The organism is Microbacterium sp. CIAB417 (assembly GCF_022788845.1).
Map to the genome: position 1 here is coordinate 709,574 of NZ_JAHZUT010000002.1, position 24,489 is coordinate 734,062.

General features: G+C 70.4%; 16 protein-coding genes. 15 read left to right on the forward strand and 1 reads right to left on the reverse strand.

Features of this window, described 5'->3' with window-relative positions:
- Positions 1 to 340: 340 nt before the first annotated feature.
- The 10 genes from guaB to KYX17_RS32270 all read left to right on the forward strand — a co-directional run bounded on the left by guaB (position 341) and on the right by KYX17_RS32270 (position 15,801).
- Positions 341 to 1,843 carry an IMP dehydrogenase gene (gene guaB / locus KYX17_RS10060; protein WP_137416236.1) on the forward strand — a complete coding sequence of 501 codons (1,503 nt, stop codon included), beginning with the start codon at positions 341 to 343 and terminating at the stop codon, positions 1,841 to 1,843.
- Positions 1,844 to 1,913: 70 nt separating this feature from the next.
- Complete coding sequence (locus KYX17_RS10065) at positions 1,914 to 2,579, forward strand: TMEM175 family protein (protein WP_243226852.1); 666 nt, start codon at positions 1,914 to 1,916, stop codon at positions 2,577 to 2,579.
- Positions 2,580 to 2,808: 229 nt separating this feature from the next.
- Positions 2,809 to 2,931: a hypothetical protein gene (locus KYX17_RS32020; protein WP_283818113.1), complete on the forward strand. Its 123-nt coding sequence runs from the start codon at positions 2,809 to 2,811 to the stop codon at positions 2,929 to 2,931.
- Between the two features lie 34 nt (positions 2,932 to 2,965).
- Positions 2,966 to 4,081: a GuaB3 family IMP dehydrogenase-related protein gene (locus KYX17_RS10070; protein WP_243227289.1), complete on the forward strand. Its 1,116-nt coding sequence runs from the start codon at positions 2,966 to 2,968 to the stop codon at positions 4,079 to 4,081.
- Between the two features lie 76 nt (positions 4,082 to 4,157).
- Positions 4,158 to 4,916 carry an SURF1 family protein gene (locus KYX17_RS10075; protein WP_243227290.1) on the forward strand — a complete coding sequence of 253 codons (759 nt, stop codon included), beginning with the start codon at positions 4,158 to 4,160 and terminating at the stop codon, positions 4,914 to 4,916.
- A 255-nt stretch (positions 4,917 to 5,171) separates the two neighbouring features.
- Positions 5,172 to 7,163: a metallophosphoesterase family protein gene (locus KYX17_RS10080; RefSeq protein ID WP_243226853.1), complete on the forward strand. Its 1,992-nt coding sequence runs from the start codon at positions 5,172 to 5,174 to the stop codon at positions 7,161 to 7,163.
- Between the two features lies 1 nt (position 7,164).
- Complete coding sequence (locus KYX17_RS10085) at positions 7,165 to 12,183, forward strand: metallophosphoesterase (RefSeq protein WP_243226854.1); 5,019 nt, start codon at positions 7,165 to 7,167, stop codon at positions 12,181 to 12,183.
- A 93-nt stretch (positions 12,184 to 12,276) separates the two neighbouring features.
- Positions 12,277 to 12,762, forward strand: a complete 486-nt coding sequence (locus tag KYX17_RS10090; protein WP_243226855.1) for a DUF3817 domain-containing protein — start codon at positions 12,277 to 12,279, stop codon at positions 12,760 to 12,762.
- The gene (gene guaA, locus KYX17_RS10095; protein ID WP_243226856.1) at positions 12,759 to 14,339 is read left to right on the forward strand and encodes a glutamine-hydrolyzing GMP synthase; all 1,581 of its coding nucleotides are present in this window, start codon (positions 12,759 to 12,761) and stop codon (positions 14,337 to 14,339) included. The genes KYX17_RS10090 and guaA overlap by 4 nt, the downstream gene beginning before the upstream one ends.
- Positions 14,340 to 14,466: 127 nt before the next feature.
- Positions 14,467 to 15,801: a glycosyltransferase gene (locus tag KYX17_RS32270; RefSeq protein WP_243226857.1), complete on the forward strand. Its 1,335-nt coding sequence runs from the start codon at positions 14,467 to 14,469 to the stop codon at positions 15,799 to 15,801.
- A 295-nt stretch (positions 15,802 to 16,096) separates the two neighbouring features.
- Here the strand turns inward: KYX17_RS32270 and KYX17_RS10105 are convergent, their stop codons facing one another.
- Positions 16,097 to 17,008 (reverse strand): Bax inhibitor-1/YccA family protein, encoded by a 912-nt coding sequence (locus KYX17_RS10105; protein ID WP_243226858.1) that lies wholly within the window; start codon positions 17,006 to 17,008, stop codon positions 16,097 to 16,099.
- Between the two features lie 167 nt (positions 17,009 to 17,175).
- Here KYX17_RS10105 and KYX17_RS10110 point away from each other — a divergent pair, with 167 nt between their 5' ends.
- From KYX17_RS10110 to KYX17_RS10130, 5 genes are all read left to right on the forward strand, one after another.
- Positions 17,176 to 18,162, forward strand: coding sequence for a glycerophosphodiester phosphodiesterase family protein (locus KYX17_RS10110; RefSeq protein ID WP_243226859.1), 987 nt, complete (start codon positions 17,176 to 17,178; stop codon positions 18,160 to 18,162).
- A gap of 40 nt (positions 18,163 to 18,202) precedes the next feature.
- On the forward strand, positions 18,203 to 19,150 hold the full coding sequence (locus KYX17_RS10115) for an ABC transporter ATP-binding protein (RefSeq protein ID WP_243226860.1): 948 nt from the start codon (positions 18,203 to 18,205) through the stop codon (positions 19,148 to 19,150).
- Positions 19,147 to 20,190 carry an ABC transporter permease gene (locus KYX17_RS10120; RefSeq protein WP_243226861.1) on the forward strand — a complete coding sequence of 348 codons (1,044 nt, stop codon included), beginning with the start codon at positions 19,147 to 19,149 and terminating at the stop codon, positions 20,188 to 20,190. Before KYX17_RS10115 ends, KYX17_RS10120 begins: the two co-directional genes overlap by 4 nt.
- Before the next feature lie 119 nt (positions 20,191 to 20,309).
- The gene (locus KYX17_RS10125) at positions 20,310 to 23,411 is read left to right on the forward strand and encodes a lamin tail domain-containing protein (RefSeq protein WP_243226862.1); all 3,102 of its coding nucleotides are present in this window, start codon (positions 20,310 to 20,312) and stop codon (positions 23,409 to 23,411) included.
- A 67-nt stretch (positions 23,412 to 23,478) separates the two neighbouring features.
- On the forward strand, positions 23,479 to 24,444 hold the full coding sequence (locus KYX17_RS10130) for an arsenic resistance protein (RefSeq protein WP_243226863.1): 966 nt from the start codon (positions 23,479 to 23,481) through the stop codon (positions 24,442 to 24,444).
- Positions 24,445 to 24,489: the final 45 nt, after the last annotated feature.

Genomic DNA, 24,489 nt, shown 5'->3' on the forward strand with positions numbered 1-24,489 from the left:
GACGCTACGAGCGTATTGTGTCCGTCGTGTTTCAGCGAGGACACGCCCCGGCCACGATCGCCTCGTCGACGGATTCCGTCACCGGATGCCGTTCGAGCCTACGTAATCCGCAATCGGGCATCGCCCGCCCGCTCGCGCCTGTGGACACGCCGGAGCTCGCGGACGTGCGCGCGCGATAACGGATGCGGGAACAAAACGACAGCCGCGGCCGCTTACAATCGACAGACGACGGGAAACCCTCGCCCGGGCCGTGATCGGCCGGCGTTCGAGGCCTGCCCCCGCGTCTGACGTCTAAGGCGACCCGCCGCATCCGCGAGTGCCGGCGGGGGAGGAGAGCGCGATGGAAAACCACGACCCGTTCGGCTTCGTCGGACTGACCTACGACGACATCCTGCTGCTTCCCGGGCACACGGATGTCATCCCCAGCGAAGCCGACACCTCGTCGCGCGTGACCCGACGCATCACGGTGGCGACGCCGCTGATCTCGGCCGCGATGGATACGGTCACCGAGGCGCGCATGGCGATCGCGATCGCCCGTGAGGGCGGCCTCGGCATCCTGCACCGCAACGCCTCCATCGCCGATCAGGCCGCGATGGTCGATCGCGTCAAGCGCAGCGAGTCGGGCATGATCTCCGACCCCGTCACCACCACTCCGGACGCCACGGTCGAGGAGGTCGACGCGCTGTGCGCCCAGTACCGCATCTCGGGCCTGCCCGTCGTCGACGAGGAGGGGCACCTCGTCGGGATCATCACGAACCGCGACATGCGCTTCGTCTCCGGCTTCGAGCGCCGTACGACCTACGTCCGCGACGTCATGACGAGCGAGAACCTCATCACCGCTCCCGTCGGTGTCAGCGCCGGTGATGTGATCGCGGCGTTCGCGAAGCATCGTGTCGAGAAGCTGCCCCTCATCGACGAGGAGGGCAAGCTCGCCGGCCTCATCACCATCAAGGACTTCGACAAGAGCGAGAAGTATCCGCTCGCCACGAAGGACGACCAGGGGCGCCTGCGCGTCGGCGCCGCCATCGGCTTCTTCGGCGATGCGTGGGAGCGCGCCGAGGCGCTGCGCGACGCCGGTGTCGACGTGCTCGTCGTCGACACCGCCAACGGTCAGTCGGCGGGCGTCATCGACATGGTGCGTCGCATCAAGGCCGACCCGTCCTTCGCGGACATCGACGTGATCGGCGGCAACGTGGCGACCCGCGAGGGCGCGCAGGCGCTCATCGACGCCGGCGTGGATGCGGTCAAGGTCGGGGTCGGGCCGGGCTCGATCTGCACGACCCGCATCGTCGCTGGTGTCGGCGTGCCGCAGGTGACGGCGATCTGGGAGGCGTTCCAGGCCGCTCGCGAGGCCGGTGTACCGGTGATCGCGGACGGCGGCCTGCAGTACTCGGGCGACATCGCCAAGGCGCTCGTCGCCGGCGCCGACACCGTGATGCTGGGCTCGCTCCTCGCCGGCACCGACGAGTCGCCGGGCGAGATCGTCTTCCAGGGCGGCAAGCAGTTCAAGCTGTACCGCGGCATGGGCTCGCTGGGCGCGCTGCAGACGCGCGGCAAGAAGACCTCCTACTCCAAGGACCGCTACTTCCAGGCCGACGTCCCCAACGACGACAAGCTGATCCCCGAGGGGATCGAGGGCCAGGTCGCCTACCGCGGGCCGCTGTCCGCCGTGGCGTACCAGCTCGTGGGAGGCCTGCGGCAGTCGATGTTCTACGTCGGGGCGCGCACCGTCGAGGAGCTCAAGGCCAAGGGCCGCTTCGTGCGGATCACCCCGGCAGGGCTCAAGGAGTCGCACCCGCACGACGTGCAGATCGTGGTGGAGGCGCCCAACTACAAGCGCTGATCGAGAGCGTTCGAAACGCCGCATCCCGTCGGGGTGCGGCGTTTCGCTTCCCGGGGCTACGCTGACGCTCGTGATCCGGCGACGTCAGCATCCCGAGGCCACCGTCTCGACGCGGCGGCTCGAGGCCTACACCGACGGCGTGTTCGCGATCGCGGCGACGCTGCTGGTGCTGGATCTGACGGCGCGAACCTTCGACGGGGTGCGCTCCGACGCGGACCTCTGGGCGGCGCTCGTGGGCATGTCGCAGCCGTTCTTCACCTTCTTGGTCAGCTTCCTCATCCTGAGCCTGATGTGGCGGGCGCACGTCGAGCAGTTCGAGCACATCTCCCGCATCGACACCCTCGGCACGTGGATCAACTCGGCGCGGCTGTTCTTCATCGTGCTCGTGCCCTTCACCTCCACGATCAACAACGAGTTCGCCGACCTGGTGCTCGGGCGCATGCTCCTGCCGATCAACTTTCTGCTGGCGATCGGATGCAGCTGGGCACAGTGGGCATGGGCCGTGCGCACCCACGATCGGTCGATGCCCGACTTCCCGCTCGCCGAGGCCCGCATCCAGGGCGGCGGAGCGCTCAGCGCCCTCATCATCTCCGCGGGTGTCGTCGCCCTCAGCCCGCTGGCCGGCTCGCTCGCCTTCCTGCTGTTCCTCGTCGACGGGCCGCTGACCCGCCTGCTCTCGCGGCCGCGCGCGACGGCGACGCCCGACGCGCCCTCACCGGACGTATCAGCCGGCTAGCGGCGCGACCGAACTCCTGCAGTAACGCCCGATTCCCGGGGCCGGAAGCCGGAAGGGTGCGTTCTGCAGGAGTTCGGTCCGCGTTCAGGCGCCGACGCCGACTTCCTCGGGTGCGGATGCGGACTCGGACGCGGCGGGTGTCTCGGTGCCTCCGCGCGCCGACCGGCCGGCCGGCAGCCGCAGTGCCGCGACCGCGGCGAGGACCAGAGTTCACCCCGGACGCCTTCGCGTGGTCGACGAGCCCGAGGTGCTGGCCGGCGACCCCCGCATCACCGATCTGTTCGCGGCGTGCTTCCCCACGGAGCGGGCGATCGTGCTCGCGCTCGCCCCGCGCGTGGACGAGCCGTGGTGACTCCCGATCCGGCGGCTAGGCTGGAGGGGTGAGCATGGACATCGAGATCGGCCGCGCGAAGCGGGCCCGGCGCGCATTCACCTTCGACGACATCGCCGTGGTCCCCTCGCGTCGCACGCGCAACCCCGAGGACGTCTCGACCTCGTGGACGATCGACGCCTTCTCCTTCGACATCCCGGTGCTCGGCGCCCCCATGGATTCGGTGGTGAGCCCCCGCACCGCGATCATGCTCGGTCAGCTCGGCGGGCTGGGCGTGCTCGACCTCGAGGGTCTGTGGACGCGCTACGACGACCCGGACCCGCTGCTGGCCGAGATCGCGACGCTCTCCTCCGTCGATGCGACCAGGCGGATGCAGGAACTGTACGCCGAGCCGATCAAGCCCGAGCTCGTGCGCGACCGCCTCGCGGAGATCCGTGCCGCGGGCGTGACGGTGGCCGGATCCCTGACGCCGCAGCGCACGCAGGATCTCTACGAGACCGTTGTCGCCGCCGGCGTCGACCTCTTCGTCATCCGCGGCACGACCGTCTCGGCCGAGCACGTGTCGTCCGTGGACCAGCCGCTGAACCTCAAGAAGTTCATCTACGACCTTGACGTCCCTGTCATCGTCGGAGGAGCGGCCACATACACCGCGGCGCTGCACCTCATGCGCACGGGCGCGGCCGGCGTGCTGGTCGGGTTCGGCGGGGGAGCGGCCTCGACCACGCGCGCGACGCTCGGCATCCACGCGCCGATGGCCACCGCGGTCTCCGACGTCGCCGGCGCGCGCCGCGACTACCTGGACGAGTCCGGCGGGCGCTACGTGCACGTGATCGCCGACGGCGGCGTGGGCACGTCGGGCGACATCGTCAAGGCGCTCGCGATGGGCGCCGACGCCGTCATGCTCGGCGTCGCGCTCGCGCGGGCGACCGATGCGCCGGGCCAGGGCTTCCACTGGGGGCCCGAGGCCCACCACCCGAAGCTCCCGCGCGGCAACCGCGTGAAGGTCGACCAGGTGGCCTCGCTCGAAGAGGTGCTGTACGGGCCGGCTCCGGTCGCCGACGGCACCGCGAACCTCATCGGGGCCCTCCGCAAGTCGATGGCCACCACGGGGTACTCCGACCTCAAGGAGTTCCAGCGCGTCGAGGTCGTCGTCGCCCCCTACGGGCGTTGAGCTCGGCCGTTCCCTCGTGACTTCCCCCGCATCCGACGACCTTCCCGAGGTCTTCCCCCCGACCCTGCGCGAGGTCATGCTGCGCGGTCGGTGGATTGCGATGCTCTTGCTGTGCCTGGCCGTCGCGGCGGTGTTCGCGTGGCTCGGGCAGTGGCAGCTCGCGCGAGCGATCGACACGGCGCCGCGCGAAGAGGGCGCGACCGAGCAGGTCATGCCGATCGCCGATGTCGCGGTGCCGGGGGAGTACCTGACCGATCCGCTCATCGGTCAGCGTGTGGAGGTCAGCGGCACGTTCGTGCCGAGCGACTTCATCGTCGTCGCCTCCCGGTACAACGGCGGCGTCGAGGGGTACTGGGTCACCGCCCACCTGCGCGCGGTCGACCCGGATGCATCGCTCGCGGTGGCCGTCGGCTGGGCGGCCACGAGAGACGACGCGGACGCGGCCGCTGACGCGCTGGCGAAGAGCACCGACCCGAACGAGGTCGTCACGCTCACCGGACGCATCGTCGCCGACGAGGGCCCTGTGCCGCCGCCCAAGAGCGATCCGTGGGAGATCACGCGGATGTCGCCCGCCGCGTTGCTGAGCCGTTGGCAGGACATCGGTGACACCGACGTCTACCGCCAGTTCGTCGTGGCGGACGACCCGATGGGCGGCCTGACCGACATCGATTCGCCCGCGCCGGATGCGGGATCCTCCGTCAACTGGCTCAACATCTTCTACGCGGCCGAATGGGTGATCTTCGCCGGCTTCGCGTTCTACCTCTGGTACCGCCTCGCGAAGGATGCGTGGGAGAAGGAGCTCGAAGAGCTCGAAGATGCCGCCGAAGGCGCGTGACGCGCACCGGGTGAACAAGAGGTGAGCGGGCCTCGTACAAGGTCGGTCCGCCCGGTGGAGGAGCGTTCGCCCCACGGGTGAAACCACTCATCGCCCGGTGAACGGCGGGGGAACGGTCGCCGACTTCGCCCGGTCGCGGGTGCACGAACCGAAAGACTCGGCGAGGGCCACCAGGGGTAGGCCTGCGCCATGCGCGCACCATTCAGCCGGCACCCGAAGCCGGCGCGTCGAGAGGGTGACACAGCCGTGCCACGAATGACCCGACCCACCCTGCTCACGGCGGGCTGCCTTGCCGTCGCCGTGGGCCTCAGCATGTTCGGCGGGGGTGTCGCCGTCGCAGCCGGCGGCGGTCTCGCCCCGCCCGCGGTCAATCCCGCATCCGTGCACCGGCCGACGGCCGTGCCCGATCGCGTCATCCTGACCCCGACCGCGACGCCGACGACGAGCCAATCGGTCACCTGGCGTACGTCGAACGCGGTCACCGCCGCGCAGGTGCAGTGGGCGGTCAGCGGCCCCTCGGTGGTCTCGGGACAGCAGACCGTCGCGGCCGCGACGAACGTCGAGTTCGACACCACGCTGGGCTACCCCGTGGCGCACCACACCGCGACCATCGAGGGACTCACGGCCGGTTCGACCTACGTCTACCGCGTCGGTGACGGCGAGACCTGGAGCGAGTGGCTCGAGTTCCGCACAGCGGAGGACACCGTCGGCGGCTTCAGCTTCCTCGTGCAGGGCGACGCGCAGAACGACAACAAGTCGTACACGTCCCGCTCGTTCCGCGCCGCATTCGAGGCGCGCCCGTACGCGAGCGCCGTCGTGCACGCCGGCGATCTCATTGACACCGAGACGAGCGATGCGGAGTGGGGCGAATGGCACGAAGCCGCTGCCTTCTCCAACCAGTACCTCAACGTCATCGCTGCGACCGGCAACCACGAGTACTACCCGGGTCCGGACCTGTCCCGCTACTGGGGTGCGCAGTTCGAGTACCCGCTGAACGGCCCGGCCGACCAGCCGACGCTCAACGAGACCGTGTACTACGTCGACTACCAGGGCGTCCGATTCATCACGCTCGACTCGACGCAGGCGATGGGCTCGACGCTCGCGGCTCAGACGGCGTGGCTGGACGGCGTGCTCGCCGACAACCCCAACCAGTGGACCGTCGTGACGTTCCACCACCCGATCTTCTCGGTGACGAGTGGTCGCGACAACGCGAGCCTGCGCAACGCCTGGCTGCCGCTGTTCGAGAAGTACGACGTCGACCTCGTCGTCCAGGGCCACGACCACGCGTACGGACGCGGCAACCTCAACGCGAACGAGCAGGGGCTTCCCGAGGGCGCGGATGCGGCCACGAGCCACACCGGCCCGGTCTACCTCGTCAGCGTCGCGGGCCCGAAGATGTACGTTCCGGACCCCGAGAACGCGAACAACTGGACGGCCAACGACGCGCACCTGCGTGTGGTCGGTCGTGACGTCCAGCTGTTCCAGACGGTCGATGTGACCGACGACGGCCGCATGCACGTCGAGGCGCGCACCGTCGACGGCGCGCTCTTCGACGCCTTCACGATCACCAAGGACGCGGCGGGCGAGAAGCTCGTCACGAATGCCGAAGCGTGGACGGGCGGCCCCGGCTCGACCCGCGAGGGTGTGGCTGCTCCCGTCGTTCCGAACCCGGGCGAAACCCCCGACCCGGAGCCGACGACCGAGCCCACTCCCGAGCCGACGCCGACCCCCACGGTCACGCCGACGACCGAGCCGACCGTAGAGCCGACGACCGAGCCGACGGTGCAGCCGACGACTGAGCCGACGCCTGGTACGTCGCCCACCCCGGGCGCCACGCCCGCGGCGACGGCGAACGTCGCGGGACGGTCCGTCGCCCTCGGTGGGACGCTGGACGTTTCGGGAACCGGCTTCACCCCGGGTGAGCGCGTGGCTATCGAGCTGCACTCGACCCCGGTGACGCTGGCGCTGACCACGGCCCGCGCCGACGGTGAGGTGTCCGCGACGGTCACGATCCCCGCCGACGCCGAGCCCGGTGAGCACTCCATCGTGCTGACCGGTCTCGACTCGGGGCGCACCGCGCGCGTCGACATCATCGTCACGCGTACTCCCGGCAGTGCACCGGCGGGGCTCCTGCCCGCGACCGGTGCTGAGCTGCCGATCACTCTCCTCCTCGCCGGCGGGGTGCTCACGATCGGCGGCGGCATCGTCGTCGCCCGCACCGCCCTGCGCAACCGAAAGGCCTCCTGAGATGGCCCGCTTCCGTACCTCCCGCGCGATCGCCGCGGGACTGGCCTTCGGGGTGATCGCCGCGGGCGGAGTCGTCGCGGCGGCTCCGGCTACGGCCGCATCCCTCCCCGCGGCGGAGCGCTACGCGCCGTCGCGGGTGCCCGACCGGATCACCCTGATCCCCGCATCAGACCCGACGACCCAGCAGGTCGTGTCGTGGCGCTCGTCGACGGCGGTCACCGCAGGCATCGTCGAGTACCGCACGATGACCCCGGCGTCCTACCCGGGCGGCGTCCAGTCGCTCACCGCGCAGCAGCGCGTCGAGCAGGTCGCCGACCTCGGCTACACCAACACCATCCACACGGCGACGATCTCGGGCCTCAAGCCCGGAGTCTCGTACATGTACCGCGTCGGTGACGGCACGAACTTCAGCGAATGGCAGGACTTCGAGACGGCGTCGGTCGAGGCCGACCGCTTCTCGTTCGTGTACTTCGGCGACGTGCAGAACGGCATCCTGAGCGATGCTTCGCGGGTCATCCGCAACGCGTTCCGCGACCGGCCCAACGCCGACCTGGTGCTGCAGATCGGCGACCTGGTCGACGACGCGGCATCAGATCAGCAGTGGGGCGAGCTCTACGAGGCGTTCTCGTACGGCCTGGGCACTCAGCAGCTGCTGACGACGCCGGGCAACCACGAGTACGAGGGCGTGCTGTCGCCGCAGTGGGACAGCATGTACAGCTACCCCGACAACGGCCCGCAGGGTGAGGGTGCGCTGTACGACAGCCTCGACGGCACGGTGTACTACACCGACCACCAGGGCGTGCGTTTCATCTCGCTCAACAGCAACATGGTCGACACCGAGGGTCTGCGCGTGCAGGCCGAGTGGCTCGAGAACGTGCTGACCGAGAACCCGAACCAGTGGACCGTGGTGTACTTCCACCACCCCGTCTACTCGCTGGACGAGGGCCGCAACAACCTCGGCATCCGTCAGTCGTGGGGCCCGATCTTCGAGTCGCACAACGTCGACCTCGTGCTCACCGGGCACGACCACGCCTACGGCCGCGGCAACCTGCTCGCCAACGAGCAGAACCTGCCCGAGGGTGCGGACCCCGAGCTCAGCTCGACCGGACCGGTCTACGTCACCTCGAGCGTCGGCTCGAAGTTCTACGAGGCGGGCCCGCGTCACTGGAACGAGAACGCCGGGCACCTGCGCCGCCTCGAGGCCGGGATGCAGACCTACCAGCTGATCGACGTCAACGGCGGCACCCTGCGCTTCGAGTCGCGCACGGCCGACGGCGAGTTCTTCGACGGCTTCACGATCACCAAGGAGGGCGACGCGAAGCTCGTCGTCGACGGGGTGGAGCCGCAGGAGATCGACCCGGGAACGCCGGCGCCGTGCCTCGGTTGCAACCCGAACCCGGACCCGGGTCCGGGAGACCCGACCGATCCCACCGATCCGGTCGGCGACTTCGACTACGAACAGACCGCTCAGCTGGACGCCGTGATGCCGAACAGCATCGGCGGCGAGCACACGGCGGCCCTCCCGGCCGGCGTCGTCTACGACCAGAAGCGGGACGTGCTGTACCTGGGTGACCAGAACAGCCGCAAGATCTTCGAGATCGACCCCGACACCGACACGGTGCTGCGCGAGTTCCAGGTTCCCGAGAACGTACGCGACCTGGGCATCGACGAGGAGAACCAGCTTCTCTACGTCGGCCAGCAGAACCGCAACTGGGTCGTGGTCTCGATCGCCGACGCCGACTACGGTCAGGTCAAGCGCGGTCCCTACCCGATCATCGAGTCCAACCGCTCGATCGACGTCGACCCCGTGAACGACTACGTCTACGCGGCGGTCCCCGCCCGCGGTGTCGAGGTGTTCCGCGCCTCGACGGGTGAGTCGCTCGGTGTCGTCAACGGCACGGCCGACGCGTACTACGTCGCGGCCGACCCTGCCACGGGCTGGGTCGTCACGACCTCGTTCACGGACGTCGAAGGCAACATCGGCATCCAGGCGTTCGACGCGACCGACGGCTTCGTGACGAAGTGGGAGCAGGCCGTGCGTCCGAACGCGCGTCAGCTCGACATCGACAGCGAGCGCGGCCTGCTCTACATCGGGTACACCGGCACCGGTGCGACCCAGGGCGGCTTCTCGGTGCACAGCCTCGCGACCGGCACGCTGCAGGTCGACAAGGTCGGACCGGAGTTCGGCAAGGACGGCTACGGCATCGCCGTGGACGAGGAGAACGAGCGGGTCTACGTGAGCAACCGCGACTTCCGCCTCAACCCTCCGGGTGAGGAGCTCGTGCCGTTCGCGATCACCGAGTCGACGCGCATCGCACAGGATCCGGTCGAGACGTACGAGTACGACCAGGCCGGTCACCTCGACTCGGTCATGCCGAACAGCGTCGGTGGCGACCACACGGCGGCCCTTCCGGCCGGGGTCGTGTACGACCAGAAGCGGGACGTGCTGTACCTGGGCGACCAGAACAGCCGCACGATCTTCGAGATCGATCCCGACACCGACACGGTGCTGCGCGAGTTCCAGCTCCCGGAGAACATCCGCGACCTGGGCATCGACGAGGAGAACCAGCTTCTCTACGTCGGTCAGCAGAACCGCAACTGGGTGGTCGTGTCCATCGCCGACGCGGACTTCGGTCAGGTCAAGCGCGGTCCGTACCCGATCATCGAGTCGCAGCGCTCGATCGACGTCGACCCCGTGAACGACTACGTCTACGTCGCGGTCCCCGCTCGCGGTGTCGAGGTGTTCCGCGCCTCGACGGGTGAGTCGCTCGGTGTCGTCAACGGCACGGCCGACGCGTACTACGTCGCGGCCGACCCGGCCACCGGAACCGTCGTCACGACCAAGTTCCAGAGCGTCGTCGGTACCCCGGACCTCCAGGCGTTCTCCGCCGTCGACGGCTTCCGACTCCTCTGGGAGAAGGAAGTGCGTGCCGGTGCCCGCCAGGTCGACATCGACAGCGAGCGCGGTCTCCTCTACGTCGGCTACACCGGAACGGCCGCCGACCGCGGTGGCTTCTCGGTGCACGCCCTCGCCACGGGTGCCGAACTCGCCGACAAGGTGGGCCCCGCCTACGGCAAGGACGGCTACGGCATCGGGGTCGACGAGGAGCACCAGCGCGTGTTCGTCGCCAACCGCGACTTCCGCCTCAACCCTCCGGGCGAGGAGCTCGAGCCCAAGGCCGTGACGGTCAGCATCCGCGTCACCGACGAGGACCCGACGGACCCCACGGATCCGACCGATCCCACGGATCCGACGGACCCGACGGACCCGACCGATCCGACCGACCCGCCGGCCGTCCCGTACGAGGTGACCGCGCTCGCGGCCATCCCGACCGAGCCGACCGACCCGGAGATCCTTCCGGTGGGCACCGTGGTCGACCCCGCCACCGGCAAGCTGTTCGTGGCCAACGAGATGCGCCCCGCCCGCATCCACGTCGTCGACCCCGTCGCCGACAAGATCGAGCGGACCATCGACCTGCCCACGACGCTCACGCCCGACGGCCTGCGTGACATCGCGTACGACGGGACGAACAAGGTGCTGTACGTGGCCTACGGCAGCAACTGGGTCGTGCTCGATCCGGCCACCGGCGCCGTCGTCCGCGGACCGTTCGCCTTCTCGGGCGGCGTGCGCGGCATGGACGTCGACGTCGAGCGCGGCATCGTCTACGGCGGCGTGCGGGGCACCGGCTTCGACGTGGCCGATGCGATGACCGGTGAGCTGCTGCAGACGGTGCAGGGACCGACGGATGCGGGATCGTGGCGCACCCACGGCATCGCGTTCGACGCTGCCCACAACCGTCTCTACGTGAGCAACAGCGACAGCGCCGGTTCGACCGAGGGCATCCGCGTCTACGACGGCACGGACTACTCGATCGTCGATCGCCTCGCCTACACGAGCTCCGACTTCCGTTCGATCTCGGTCGACCCGGCCACCAACGTGGTCGTCGTCGGACACCAGAGCACGCTCTTCGACCAGTCGGGCGTCTCGGTGTACACCGGTGGGCTCTCGCTCATCGAACGGCTGTCGGCGCACAAGTTCGGCAACAAGGTGTACGGAGTGTCCATCGACGCCCAGCGTCACGCGCTGTACGTCTCGGCACGTGACCGTTACCCGGCCGGCATCCTTCGGGTGAACCTGCCCGTCGAGGCGCAGGTCGAGCCGGCGGAGCCCTACCAGGCGCGTGCGCTCGGTGCGGTTCCGACCGAGGCGACCGACCCCGAGGTCCGACCCGTCGGATCCGCGGTCGATCCCGCCACGGGATACCTGTACCTCGCGGACGAGATGCGCCCGGCGCGCGTCCACGTGATCGACCCGGCCACCGACACGGTCGTGCGCACCATGAGCGCTCCCACGACCGACCCGGTGCAGGACGGTCTGCGCGACATCGCGTACGACGCGGCGAACGGCTGGCTGTACGTCGCGTTCGGCAACAACTGGGTCGTCATGGATGCGGAGACGGGCGAGCGCGTGCGCGGACCCTTCGCCTTCTCGGGCGGCGTGCGCGGCATCGACGTCGACCTCACCACGGGCCTCGTCTACGGCGGCGTGCGCGGCGGCGGCTATGACGTGGCGAGCGCCGAGACGGGTGAGCTGCTGCGCACGGTCGCCGGACCCGCCGACGGCGGCGCCTGGCGCTCGCACGGCATCGCCGTCGATTCGGCCGCCGGCCTGCTCTACGTCAGCAACAGCGACGCCGAGGGGTCCACCGAGGGCATCCGGGTCTACCGGATGTCGGACGACACCCTGGTGCAGCGCCAGCAGGTGGAGCGCGCCGACTACCGCTCGATCGCCGTGGCCGACGGTCTCGTGGTCGTGGGCAACCAGACCGATCTGTTCCAGCAGTCGGGCGTCACGGTGTGGGGTGCCGCCGACCTGTCGCTCGTGAAGCGGCTGTCGGTGCACGAGTTCGGCAACAAGGTGTACGGCGTCTCGATCGACGCCGAGCGCGACCTGCTGTACGTCTCGGCCCGCGAGCGGTTCCCCGCCGGGGTCATCCAGGTGACCCTGCCGAAGGGCTGACCCGCCACACAGTCGATGCCGCTCTCTCCCACACCGGGGGAGGGCGGCATCGCCGCATCCGGCGTCCGTGATCGGCGCGACTAGACTGGGCGCATGCCCGCCCCGAAACTCGCCACCTTCCCGGCGATCCGCAAGGCGCTGCGGTTCTACCAGATCTGCTCCGTGATCACCGGTGTCGGCCTGCTACTGCTGGTCACCGAGATGATCCTGAAGTACACGCCCTCGCTCGCGGTCGAGCTGTTCCTGGGCGGATCGGGCGGATTCCTGTGGTTCGCGCCCGTGGTGCCGGGCCCCGAGGGCGAGCTCGTCTCCACGGGAGACGGCGTCAACCTCTCGCTCGGCATCCTGATCGTGCACGGCTGGTTCTACGTCGTCTACCTCATCGCCTGCTTCCGCGTCTGGAGCCTCATGCGGTGGCCGCTGTGGCGTCTGCTGCTGCTGGCCGCGGGCGGTGTCATTCCCTTCCTCTCCTTCGTCATGGAGGCGATCGTCGCCCGTGACGTCAAGCGCTACCTCGCGGCCCGTGAGGCCGCCGAGGCCCCTCCCGCATCCGCCGACGCGACAGAGAGCAGCCGTTGACCGAGCAGACCGATACCTCCCAGCGCCCCGTCCTGGTCGTCGACTTCGGCGCCCAGTACGCGCAGTTGATCGCCCGACGCGTGCGCGAAGCCGGCGTCTACAGCGAGATCGTGCCGCACACCGCATCTGCCGCCGACATCGCGGCGAAGAACCCGGTGGGCATCATCCTCTCCGGCGGCCCGTCGTCGGTGTATGAGGACGGCGCGCCCGCGCTCGACACGGAGGTCTTCGACCTCGGTGTGCCGACCCTCGGTATCTGCTACGGCTTCCAGGTCATGGCGCAGGCGCTCGGTGGCGAGGTCGCGAACACGGGCCTGCGCGAGTACGGCGCCACCGACGCGACGATCGTGACCGAGGGCACACTGCTCGGGGGCACCCCGGCCGAGCAGAACGTGTGGATGAGCCACGGCGACCAGGTCTCCCGCGCCCCCGAGGGCTTCGACGTGCTCGCGCGCACCGCGGCGACGCCGGTCGCGGCCTTCGCCAACGACACGCGCCGCTTCTACGGCGTGCAGTGGCACCCCGAGGTCAAGCACTCCGACTACGGCCAGACCGTGCTCGAGAACTTCCTCCACAAGGCCGCAGGCCTGGGCGCCGATTGGAACAGCGGCAACGTCATCGCCGAGCAGGTCGAGAAGATCCGCGCGCAGGTCGGCGATGGCCGCGTCATCTCGGCGCTGTCCGGCGGCGTCGACTCCGCCGTGTCGACGGCGCTCGTGCACAAGGCCGTGGGCGACAAGCTCACGGCGATCTTCGTAGACCACGGGCTGCTGCGTAAGGGCGAGCGGGAGCAGGTCGAGAACGACTACGTCGCCTCGACGGGCGTGCGTCTGATCACGATCGATGCGCGCGAGCAGTTCCTCTCCGCGCTCGAGGGCGTGAGCGACCCCGAGCAGAAGCGGAAGATCATCGGACGCGAGTTCATCCGTGCCTTCGAGGCCGCGGAGCGCGATCTCGTCGCCGAGGCGGCCGCTGACGGCGAGCCCATCCGCTTCCTCGTGCAGGGCACGCTCTACCCCGACGTGGTCGAGTCGGGCGGCGGCGCGGGCACGGCGAACATCAAGAGCCACCACAACGTGGGCGGCCTGCCGGAAGACCTGCAGTTCGAGCTCATCGAGCCGCTGCGCACCCTCTTCAAGGACGAGGTGCGCCAGATCGGCCGCGACCTCGGCCTCCCGGAGGCGATCGTGGCACGCCAGCCCTTTCCGGGCCCCGGCCTCGGCATCCGCATCGTGGGTGAGGTCACCGCTGACCGCCTCGAGATTCTGCGGGACGCCGACGCCATCGCGCGTGCGGAGCTGACCAAGGCGGGCCTCGACGGCGAGATCTGGCAGTGCCCGGTCGTGCTGCTCGCGGACGTGCGCTCGGTCGGCGTACAGGGCGACGGGCGCACCTACGGGCATCCGATCGTGCTGCGTCCCGTCTCCAGCGAGGACGCCATGACCGCGGACTGGACCCGTCTGCCGTACGACGTCCTGTCGAAGATCTCGAACCGGATCACGAACGAGGTGCGCGACGTGAACCGCGTGGTTCTCGACGTCACGTCGAAGCCCCCGGGGACCATCGAGTGGGAGTGAGCTCGGAGGACACCGAGCTCAGGGGTGTCCCTTCTCCGGCAAGAGCGGGGACCCCTGCACCCCGATTGCCCGAGAAGGGACACCCCTTCGCTCTCCGTTCAGGGGCGTGGAGAGAGATGATCGCCTCGTGAGCGGCGGGCTCGAGGGCGTGACGGCGCTCGTGCTCACGTCGCGGCTCATCCCGGGAGTCGACGGCGGCTACACGGTCGCGACGCTCCAGCGGGCGCGCCTGCTCACCGATGCGGGGGCCCGGGTTCGCCTGCTGAGCGTCGACCCCGGCACGCCGAGCGACCACGCCGCGCACCGCGCGGCCTTCGTCGCCGACGGCGCCGCCGCATCCGTCGACGCGTTCCGCAACCTCTTCGACGAAGCCGCGGCCGATCCTCGTTGGCTGATCGCCGCCGCGACGCCGGGTGTGGCCACGCCCGGTATTGCGTACCGCGAGATCCCGGATGCGGCGGGCCGGCCTCTGCTCGCGCTGCCGGTGATCTCCGGCGACCCCGACTGGCACCTGACGAAGGCCGCAGTCGTCGTGCACGCATCGGACGGTGATCGTATCCTGCCCGGATTCGGCGGCCTGTACCGCGCCTGGCTCGATCACGTCGTCGCCGATCTCCCGCAGCCGGTCGTGCTCTTCTGCGAGTCGCGGCAGCTCGGCGAGCTGCTCGCTACGGACCCGCCGCGCGGGGTGAAGATCGTGCACACGATCCACACGACGCATCTCTCCGCCCCCTATGGTCCCGACGCGCCGGTCAACGATCTCTGGCGACGGTGGTTCGCCATCGCAGACCGCTTCGACGCCGTGCTCTGGCCGACCGCGCAGCAGCGCGCGGACGCCGAGCGGCGGTTCGGCGCGCATCCGGGAGCGACGGTGCTGCCGAACGCTGCGCCCGTCGCCGTCGACGAGCCGGCACCGATCGACCCGCGTCGCGTCGTGATGCTCGGGCGCCTCGCACCGGGCAAGCGCATCGATCACGCGATCCGGGCGTGGAGTCGCGTGGTGGCCGCCGTGCCCGACGCGCGGCTCGAGATCTGGGGAGACGGTGCGCTGCGCGACGATCTGCAGCGCCTGATCGATGAGCGCGGGCTCGCCGCATCCGTCACGCTCGAAGGACGCAGCGATGCGGGTCCGGCGCTGTTCGACGGCGCGGCGCTCATGGTGCAGACGACGGCGTTCGAAGGTCAGGGACTCGCGGCGCTCGAAGCCATGAGTCGGGGCGTTCCGGTGGTGTCGTACGACGTGCGGTACGGGCCCCGCGACCAGCTCGGCACCGGCGGCGGCGTTCTCGTGCCGGACGGCGACGAGGACGCGTTCGCGGATGCGGTCATCGAGCTGCTGCACGATGCCGCGCGCCGCGAGCGCGCGGCGCGGCTCGCGCTCCAGCGCGCCGCCGACTTCGCGCCCTCCCGCATCCGCGACGGCCTCACGGCCCTCGTGCGCCGTATCCTCGCCCCGCGCTGAGCCGCCCAGGACGCGCTGAGCGGCGCCCGGGGTCGCCTCGGCGGGTGCCGTGTGCGTTGCGGCGTGGCTCGTAGGCGGCGGCCTGTGGCCCGGTCGCGCCACCCGCTCGCCTGTCACAGATCGATCCGGGAGACGCGATCTACGACAGGCGAACCGGGTCATCACCCGCTCGCCTGTCACAGATCGACGCGGATGGCGCGATCTGTGACAGGCGAAGGTTTCGGGACGGGCGGCGAAGCCGGCCCGCAACGACGAAGGGCCGCCCCGAGGGGCGGCCCTTCGAAGCGCAGCAGCGCTAGTTGTTGCCTCGGAGGATCGCGATCATCCGCAGGATCTCGAGGTACAGCCAGACGACGGTCACCATGATGCCGAAGCCGCCCATCCAGGCGAACTGGCGGGGAGCGCCGTTGCGCACGCCCTGCTGGATCGAGTCGAAGTCGAGCACCAGCGAGTAGGCGGCGAGGATCACGACGAACACACCCAGGATCAGGCCGAGCGGGACGCCGAAGACCTCCTGGCTGCGCAGGCCGAACATCTGGCCGGCGGGGAAGACGCCGAAGAGCATCAGCACGACATTCAGCAGGCTGAACACCAGGTAGCCGACCATCGCGATGAGGAAGATCTTCGTGGCGCGCTTGGAGGCGCGGATCTTGCCGCTCGCGAAGAGGGCCAGGGTCACGCCGACGACGGCGACGGTCGCGAGCGTCGCCTGGATGACGATGCCGGCCCACTGCACCTCGAAGAACGCCGAGATGCTGCCGACGAAGATACCCTCGAACGCGGCGTACGCGAAGATGAGCGCGGGGCGCACCTTCTTGCGCGACGTGAAGATGATCACGAGCGAGAGCACGAAACCGACGAGCGCGCCGAGGATCATCGGTGCGACGACGAGTGTCGTGGCCTCACGCGGCAGCAGCGTGCCGCCCAGGGTCACGAACCAGCCGGCGACGGCGCCGATCAGGAGCACGGCGAACAGGGCCCCCGTCTTGTGGACGGTGTCCTCGACCGTCATGCGGCCGGTGTCGGCGGCGCCTGCCGGCGGGGCGGCGAACGCGCCCTCGAGGCCGGCCTGCTGACCGGGCGTCACCGTCGACGCGGGGGGCGGGGTCAGACCGATCCCCGCCGCGTTGGAGCCACCGGGGTAGCTCTTCACGGCTCGCGGGTCCTGGAATGCAGGGTTGTTGAACGCGGGGTTGGACGAAGCCATCGGCAGGGTCACACTCCAGTGTCAGGTGGCGGCACGGTGCCGCACGACCCACGATATCCCAGTGTTTCCGCGGGTGGGGAGGGTATCGCTGTGAGTGAACTTTGAGCCGGGCACGAGCGTGTCGGTGTCGGCAGACGAGGCGAGCGGATGCGGTTAGCCTGGGTGCGATGCCTCCTCTCGTGATCGGCCACCGTGGTGCACCCGGCTATCTGCCCGAGCACACCCGTTCGTCCTATGAACTCGCCATCGCCCAGGGGGTCGACGCGCTCGAGCCGGACGTGGTCGCGACGCGGGACGGCGTGCTGGTGATCCGCCACGAGAACGAGATCTCCGACACCACCGACGTCGCCGATCGAGCCGAGTTCGCCCACCTGAAGCGCACGAAGCAGTTCGCGGGCCACTCGATGACCGGTTGGTTCACCGAGGACTTCACGTGGGACGAGCTGTCCACCCTGCGCTGCCGGGAGCGACTGCCCCGCATCCGAACCCAGAGCGCGACGCACGACGATACGGAACCGATCCTGCGACTGGTCGATCTGCTCGAGATCATCGGCGCCGCATCCCGTCCGATCGGTCTCGTGCTCGAGATCAAGCACGCCGCCTACTTCCAGGCGATCGGGCTCGATCTCGTTCCGCTGCTCGAAGCCGACCTGAAGCAGGCGGGGTGGCTGGATGCGGGCTCACCCCTGACCTTCGAGTCCTTCGAGCCGACGGTGCTGACGACGCTGCGCGAACGAGGTGTGCCCGGCACCTATATCCATCTCATCGAGGCCGAGGGCTCACCCGTCGACCTGCTCGTCTCCCGCGGCGCGGACGCGCCGACCTACCGCGACATCGTCTCGCCGCGAGGACTCGACGCGCTCGTCGGCAGGTTCGACGGCATCAGCCTCGACAAGAAGCTGATTCTCGTGCCGGGCGCCCTGGGGCGCATCACGCGACCTGCGCCGGTGGTCGCCGAGGCGCAGCAGCGCGGCCTCCTGGTCTTCACGTGGACCGCCCGACCGGAGAACCGGTTCCTGTCGCGGCAGTTCCGCCTCGGCAGCGAACCGGCGCGTTTCGGCGACTACGAGGGCGAGTGGGAGTTGCTGCGCCAAGCGGGGCTGGACGGGGTCTTCGTCGATCACGCCGATCTCGGAGTCGCCTTCTTTCGCTGACACGCGTGCGTGCGGCGCAGCCCGCCCCTAGTGTCGGAGCATGACCTCGACCGGCATCGTCGCGAGCGACGTCACCCGTTCCTTCGGCTCGGTGCAGGCGGTGAGGGGTGCGACGTTCGTCGCCGAGCCGGGACGCGTGACCGGGCTCGTCGGGCCCAACGGCGCCGGCAAGACCACGCTGCTGCTCATGCTCGCCTCGCTGCTGCGCCCCGATTCCGGCACGATCAGCATCCATGGCATCGATCCCATCGAGGATCCTGCCGCGGCGCGCAGCGTCCTCGGCTGGATGCCGGACGCCCTCGGGGCGTGGGGTGCACTGACGGCGCGGGAGACGCTCGTCATGACCGGGCGGCTCTACGGGATGGCGAAGACGGATGCGGCCGCGCGCGCCGACGCGCTCCTGGACCATGTCGGACTCGGGCCGCTCGCGGGCTCGCCGGCACGGGTGCTCTCACGCGGACAGAAGCAGCGGCTGGGGCTGGCTCGCGCCCTCGTGCACGACCCGCAGGTGCTGCTCCTGGACGAGCCGGCATCCGGTCTCGATCCGCAGGCGCGCATCGACCTGCGCCGACTGCTGCGCGGTTTCGCCGCGGCGGGGCGCACCGTCCTCGTCTCCAGCCATGTGCTCGCCGAACTCGAGGAACTGGTCGACGATGCCGTCTTCCTCCGCGACGGCACCTCCGTCTCCGCACCGAGCGCATCGGCGGCGGTGCGTCCCTGGCGCCTGCGCGTCTGGGGCGAGCCGCCGACGCCCGTCGCATTCGCCGCGGCCCTCGGTCGCCGCCCGCAGGACGTCGGCCGGGATCGGGAGGCGTTCGTCCTCGGCTTCGCCGGTGAGGAGGACGCCGCCCAGGGGCTTCGGGCGATCCTGGATGCCGGAATCGCCGTGACCGAGTTCGCCCCGGCCGTCGGTCGTCTCGAGCAGGCCTTCATGGATCTCTCCGATCCGGCGAGCGCTCGCCCCGCATCCGAGGAGGAGGGCGCATGAACGCGTCGAGACTGTGGACGATCACCGTCCTGGAGCTGACCCAGCGCGTCCGTTCGGTGGCCTGGTACGTGCTGCTCGGTGTCTTCGCCGTCATCCTGCTGGGCGTGACGGTGCTCTCCTTCCTGGCCTTCGGGATGTGGTCGGGTAGCGAGGGGCCCGGAGGGGCGATCTACTCGGTCATCGTCTACATGGTGCTGCTCCTGGTGCTGCTGGTCGCGCCGACCGTGGCGGGCAACGCGGTGAACGGCGACCGGGAATCGGCGACCCTCGCGGCCGTCCAGGTGACGCGGGCCACGACGGCCGAGATCGTGTTCGGAAAGCTCCTCGCCGCGTGGATCACCGGTCTCGCGTTCCTGGCCGTTGCCGTCCCGTTCCTGATCGCGGCGACGGTCGCCGGCGGTGTCGCACCGGTCTCGCTCATGGTCTCGCTGCTGGTGCTCATCCTGGAGATCGGCATCTTCGCCGCGATCGGCGTGGGGCTGAGCGCCTTGCTGGCTCGCCCCCTGTTCTCGGTCGCGTCGACCTACCTCGTCATGGCCGCCTTCGTGGTCGGCACGCTCATCGTGTTCGGTCTCGGCGGTATCGCCACCCGCACCGGGGTGACCCACTCGACGCGGTGGGGGATGGGCTACGACACGAGCGGCGGGGTCGTCTCATGCAGTCCGTGGGAGACCTACACGACCGAGGTGCCGCGCTTCGACCGGGTGTGGTGGGCTCTCGCCGCCAACCCCTTCGTCGTGATCGCCGACGCCACCCCGACGGTGTACGACCGCAACGGCTACCCGCAGGACCTCTTCGGCCAGATCGCCTCGGGTGTGCGACTGGCGCAGATTGCGCCGGAGACCGAGGTGCGCACCGACGGATGCGAGAACCCGGAGCAGCCCTATCCGAGCACCGAGGAGCAGACGGCGGGACTCGCGCCCAGCTGGTTCGTCGGACTCGGCGTGCAGCTGGTGGTCGCCGGTCTGCTGTTCTGGGGTGGCTATCGCCGCACGCGGACGCCGGCGCGGTCGCTACCGCCTGGCACCCGCGTCGCCTGAGCGGCGCGGGTGAGGGGCAAGTGGACACCCTGCGTTCACCGGCCCGTCGCCGACCGTGCGCCCCGGCGCCATCCGCTCTCGATGACCTGGGGTGACCCGCACCCTGCCCCAGGAGAGCCATGTCCCGCCTGTCCCCGCCCCTCGCCGTCGCCGCGGTCTGCGCGCTCGCCGCGACCGCCCTGATCGCCGCGCCGTCCGCCGCCCTCGCAGCTGACGCCGGCATCCGCATCAACGAGGTCGAGTCCGACGGCGGAACGCCGGGCGACTGGATCGAGTTCTTCAACGCCGGCTCGACGGCCGTCCAGCTCGACGGCTGGAGCGTGAAGGACAACAAGGACGAGAACGTCTGGGTGGTCCCGGCGGGGACGAGCCTCGCGCCGGGAGGGTTCCTCGTCATCGACGAGCTCAAGGGAGGTGCCGGCCAGTTCGACTTCGGACTCGGAAAGGACGACGCCGTGCGTCTGTTCGACGCGACGGGTGCTCTCGTCGACGAACGCGCATGGACGAGCCACGCGCCCACCACCTACGGTGTCCTCTCGTCGGGGTGGGGCGTCACGGCGCAGCCGACGAAGGGCGCCGCCAACGACGTCGAGGTGCCGGTGACCCCCGGCTCTGTGCGACTGAGCGAGGTGGACTCCTCGCCCGCCGACTGGGTGGAGCTCGTCAACCCCGGGGAGACGGCCCTCGACATCTCGGGGTATGAGCTGCGTGACAACTCCGACGATCACAGCTGGCGTTTCGCGCCCGGAACCGTGATCGCGGCCGGACAGTTCGTCGTGGTGGATGCAGACACCGTCGGTGTGGTGGGCGGCGTCGCCGCGGCCTTCGCCGCAGCGATCGGGATCGGCAGCACCGACGAGATCCGCCTGTTCGACCCCGCCGGCTCACTCATCGACCGCACCGGCGCCTGGCAGGGCCACGCGGCACTGAACGGCTCGGAGGCGGATGCGACCCTCGCTCGCTGCGCCGGCGGTGACGCCGACTTCGTGCTCGCGCACCCGACCCGAGGTGCGGCCAACTCCTGCGTCATGCCGGATGTCGCCATCAACGAGATCGAGTCGAACGGTGACGCGACCGACTGGGTCGAGGTCATCAACCACGCGCAGACGCCGGTCGACATCTCGGGCTGGAGCGTCATGGACAACGACCCCGTGGGTCACGCCGGTGAGGCGACGCCGCTGCCGGCGGGGACGGTGCTCGCCGCGGGCGCACGGTTCGTCTTCGACGGCGGTCGTGACTTCGTCTTCGGACTCGGCAACGGCGACACGGTGACGCTGCGCGACGCGGCCGGGCTCACCGTCGACGAGCACGTCTACGCCGCGCACGCGGACGGTGTGCTCGCCCGCTGCCCCGAGGCCACCGGCGACTTCACCGACGTCGCAACCTCCACGAAGGGCCTGCCCAACGCGTGCGGCAACCCCGTGCGCATCAACGAGGTCGAGTCGGACGGCGGCGCACCCGACGACTGGATCGAGCTCGTCAACCCGACGGGCGCGACGCTCGACGTGAGCGGGATCGTCGTGAAGGACGACGATGACGCGCACGCCTACGCTCTGCCCGGAGGGAGCACGATCGCCCCGGGCGGCTATCTGGTGATCGACCGCGATCAGCTCGGCTTCGGCCTGGGCAGCGGCGACCGGGTGCGCCTGTTCGACGGCGCAGCGCTCATCGACGAGACGAGCTGGGGAGCAGGGCACGCCGCGACGACCTGGGGACGCTGCCCCGATGCGACGGGTGCCTTCGCGACCACATCCGAGGCCACGAAGGGTGCGGCGAACCTCTGCCCGGGTGCGCTCCCTGTCGGGGCATGGCCCGGCTCCGCCGAGGTCCGCGTGCTGGATCCCGAACCGACCTTCCTCGAGGACAGCTCCGGCCTGGACGTCCAGGACACTCCGGACGGCGCGTACCTCTGGGCCGTCGACAACGGCACCGGCACGTTCTGGAAGCTCGCGATCGCGGCCGACGGCACCACGTCGTTCGCTCCCGGCTGGGAGCGCGGCAAGCGGGCGCGATTCATCGCGGACGCAGGCTCGCCCGAGAAGGCAGGACCCGATGCCGAGGGCATCACGGTCGACGGGTCGGGGCGGGTCTTCCTCGCCTCCGAGCGCGACAACGCCGCCAAGGGCGTGAACCGCAACACGATCCTCGAGGTCGATCCGGCCTCTCCCGGGCCGGATGTGGTCGCGACCGCGCAGTGGGAACTGAACGACGTGGTGCCGGGCCTGGCCGCCGTGGCCGCGAACGTCGGGCTCGAGGCCGTGGAGTGGGTGTCGGACGAGGAGCTCGTGGGTGCGCTGGTCAGCACGACAGGTGCCGCCTACGACCCCGCTCTCTACCCGGGCCACGGCGACGGGCTCTTCTTCGTGGCGGTCGAGGACACCGGGCTCGTGCACGCGCTCGCGCTGCTGCCCGGGGGTGAAGCCCGCCTCGTGGCGACGATCGACCCCGGCCTGCCCGGTGTCATGGCGCTCGACTACGACACCGTGCTCGGCGCGCTGTGGGCCGTCTGCGACAACGGATGCGGCGGCACCGCCGCGCAGATCACGCTCAACGGGACCGCGTCGCCGCAGGTGGCGCACGTGGCTCGGCCGGCCGGCATGCCCGACCTGAACAACGAGGGCTTCGCGACCGCCCCGGCATCGCTCACCGTAGGCGGCATGCGTCCGGCGTACTGGTTCGCCGACGGATTCGCGGCCGAGGCGCTGCGCATGGGTTCGCTCCCGGGTGGTACCGAACCGACCGAGCCGGGCGGCGCGGGCACGCAGCCGGGTCTGCCGGGAACGGGTGGCGGCTCGCCGAGCGTCGGCGTCACGCCTCTCCCCGGCGACGCGCTTTCGCCCGCCAACCGTGGCGGCGTGAGCGCCCCCGAGCGCGTCGAGCGCGGCGCGATGGTGACCGTGTCGGTGGGCACTCAGCATGCGGGCGCTGCGGTCGAGGTCTGGCTGTACTCCACGCCGCAGCGGATCGCCGCGGGCACGGTGGATGCGGCGGGCGCCGTGCGTGCGCGCATCCCCGCCGACGCGCCGCTGGGCGATCACCGGATCGTCGTGTACGCGGCAGACGGGACGCTCATCGGCTGGGCTCCCGTGCGCGTCGTGGCCGAGAACACGCTCGCCGTCACCGGAACCGAGATGCCGTACGGCGCGCTCGCCGCCGGGATGCTGCTCACGCTGCTGGGTGCGGGAGCAGTTCTGGCGCGCCCCCGTCGCCGCGTGAGCTGAGTCTCGGCACGGTCGCCCCGGTGGATCGGGGAGCGGGGCGACCGTCGGCGTGCGGCAGGCTAGGGGGATGGCGACGGTCCGGGCGTGGGGGGAACGGCACCAGGTCGTGCTCTATCTCGCGGCGATCGCGCTCGGCGTCGTCGTCGGGCTGACGGCGCCCGCGAGCGCGCCGGTGCTCGAAGCGGCGATCACTCCCACCCTCGCGGTGCTCCTGTACGCCACGTTCCTCGCGGTGCCCTTCGCCCGCATCGGGCAGGCGTTGCGCGACGGACGTTTTCTCGCGGCGGTCCTCGTCCTGAACTTCGTGCTCGTGCCGATCGTCGTGTTCCCTCTGTCGCGCGTCGTCGCGCACGATGCGGCCCTGCTCGCGGGGGTGTTGCTCGTGCTGCTGACCCCGTGCGTCGACTACGTCATCGTGTTCGCCCACCTGGCCGGCGGTGCGCGGGAACGCCTGCTCGCGGCGACGCCGCTGCTCATGCTCGCCCAGCTCGTGCTGCTGCCGGGCTATCTCTGGATCATGGCGGGACCCGAGCTGGTCGACGCCATCGACCCCGGTCCGTTCGTCGAGGCGTTCGGGCTGCTCATCGTCCTGCCGCTCGCGCTCGCCGCCGTCACCCAGCTGCTCGCGCGCACCCTCCGCCCCGTCCGCGTCCTCGAGACCGGGGTGCTCGGGGCGATGGTGCCGCTGATGATGCTCGTGCTCGCGGTCGTCGTGGGCTCGCAGGTTCACGCCGTCGGCGAGCGCCTCGCCGGCCTCGCCGTCCTCGTGCCCCTGTTCGCCGCATTCGCCGCGGTCGCCGCCGTGTTGGGGCTGCTCGTGGCGAGGGCCGCTCGGATGCGGCGCCCCGAACGGATCGCGACGGTGTTCAGCGGGGTGACCCGCAACTCCCTCGTGGTCCTTCCCCTCGCATTGGCGCTGCCCGCATCCCTCTCGCCCGCCCCGCTCGTCGTCGTGACGCAGACCCTCGTGGAGCTCGTCGTGATGGTCGTGCTCGTCGCGCTGTTCCGACCGCGCGCGGGTCGCACACGCTGACCGCGGCGGATTTCGCACGGTCGTCGTGCTGGTGCGAACCGGGGT

Excerpts from the sequence above, each read along its gene's own strand:
- guaB (WP_137416236.1), top strand. The coding sequence starts at position 341 with ATGGAAAACCACGACCCGTTCGGCTTCGTCGGACTGACCTACGACGAC.
- KYX17_RS10070 (WP_243227289.1), top strand. The coding sequence starts at position 2,966 with ATGGACATCGAGATCGGCCGCGCGAAGCGGGCCCGGCGCGCATTCACC.
- KYX17_RS10075 (WP_243227290.1), top strand. The coding sequence starts at position 4,158 with ATGCTGCGCGGTCGGTGGATTGCGATGCTCTTGCTGTGCCTGGCCGTC.
- KYX17_RS10080 (WP_243226853.1), top strand. The coding sequence starts at position 5,172 with ATGACCCGACCCACCCTGCTCACGGCGGGCTGCCTTGCCGTCGCCGTG.
- KYX17_RS10085 (WP_243226854.1), top strand. The coding sequence starts at position 7,165 with ATGGCCCGCTTCCGTACCTCCCGCGCGATCGCCGCGGGACTGGCCTTC.
- KYX17_RS10090 (WP_243226855.1), top strand. The coding sequence starts at position 12,277 with ATGCCCGCCCCGAAACTCGCCACCTTCCCGGCGATCCGCAAGGCGCTG.
- KYX17_RS10105 (WP_243226858.1), bottom strand. The coding sequence starts at position 17,008 with ATGGCTTCGTCCAACCCCGCGTTCAACAACCCTGCATTCCAGGACCCG.
- KYX17_RS10110 (WP_243226859.1), top strand. The coding sequence starts at position 17,176 with ATGCCTCCTCTCGTGATCGGCCACCGTGGTGCACCCGGCTATCTGCCC.
- KYX17_RS10115 (WP_243226860.1), top strand. The coding sequence starts at position 18,203 with ATGACCTCGACCGGCATCGTCGCGAGCGACGTCACCCGTTCCTTCGGC.
- KYX17_RS10120 (WP_243226861.1), top strand. The coding sequence starts at position 19,147 with ATGAACGCGTCGAGACTGTGGACGATCACCGTCCTGGAGCTGACCCAG.
- KYX17_RS10125 (WP_243226862.1), top strand. The coding sequence starts at position 20,310 with ATGTCCCGCCTGTCCCCGCCCCTCGCCGTCGCCGCGGTCTGCGCGCTC.
- KYX17_RS10130 (WP_243226863.1), top strand. The coding sequence starts at position 23,479 with ATGGCGACGGTCCGGGCGTGGGGGGAACGGCACCAGGTCGTGCTCTAT.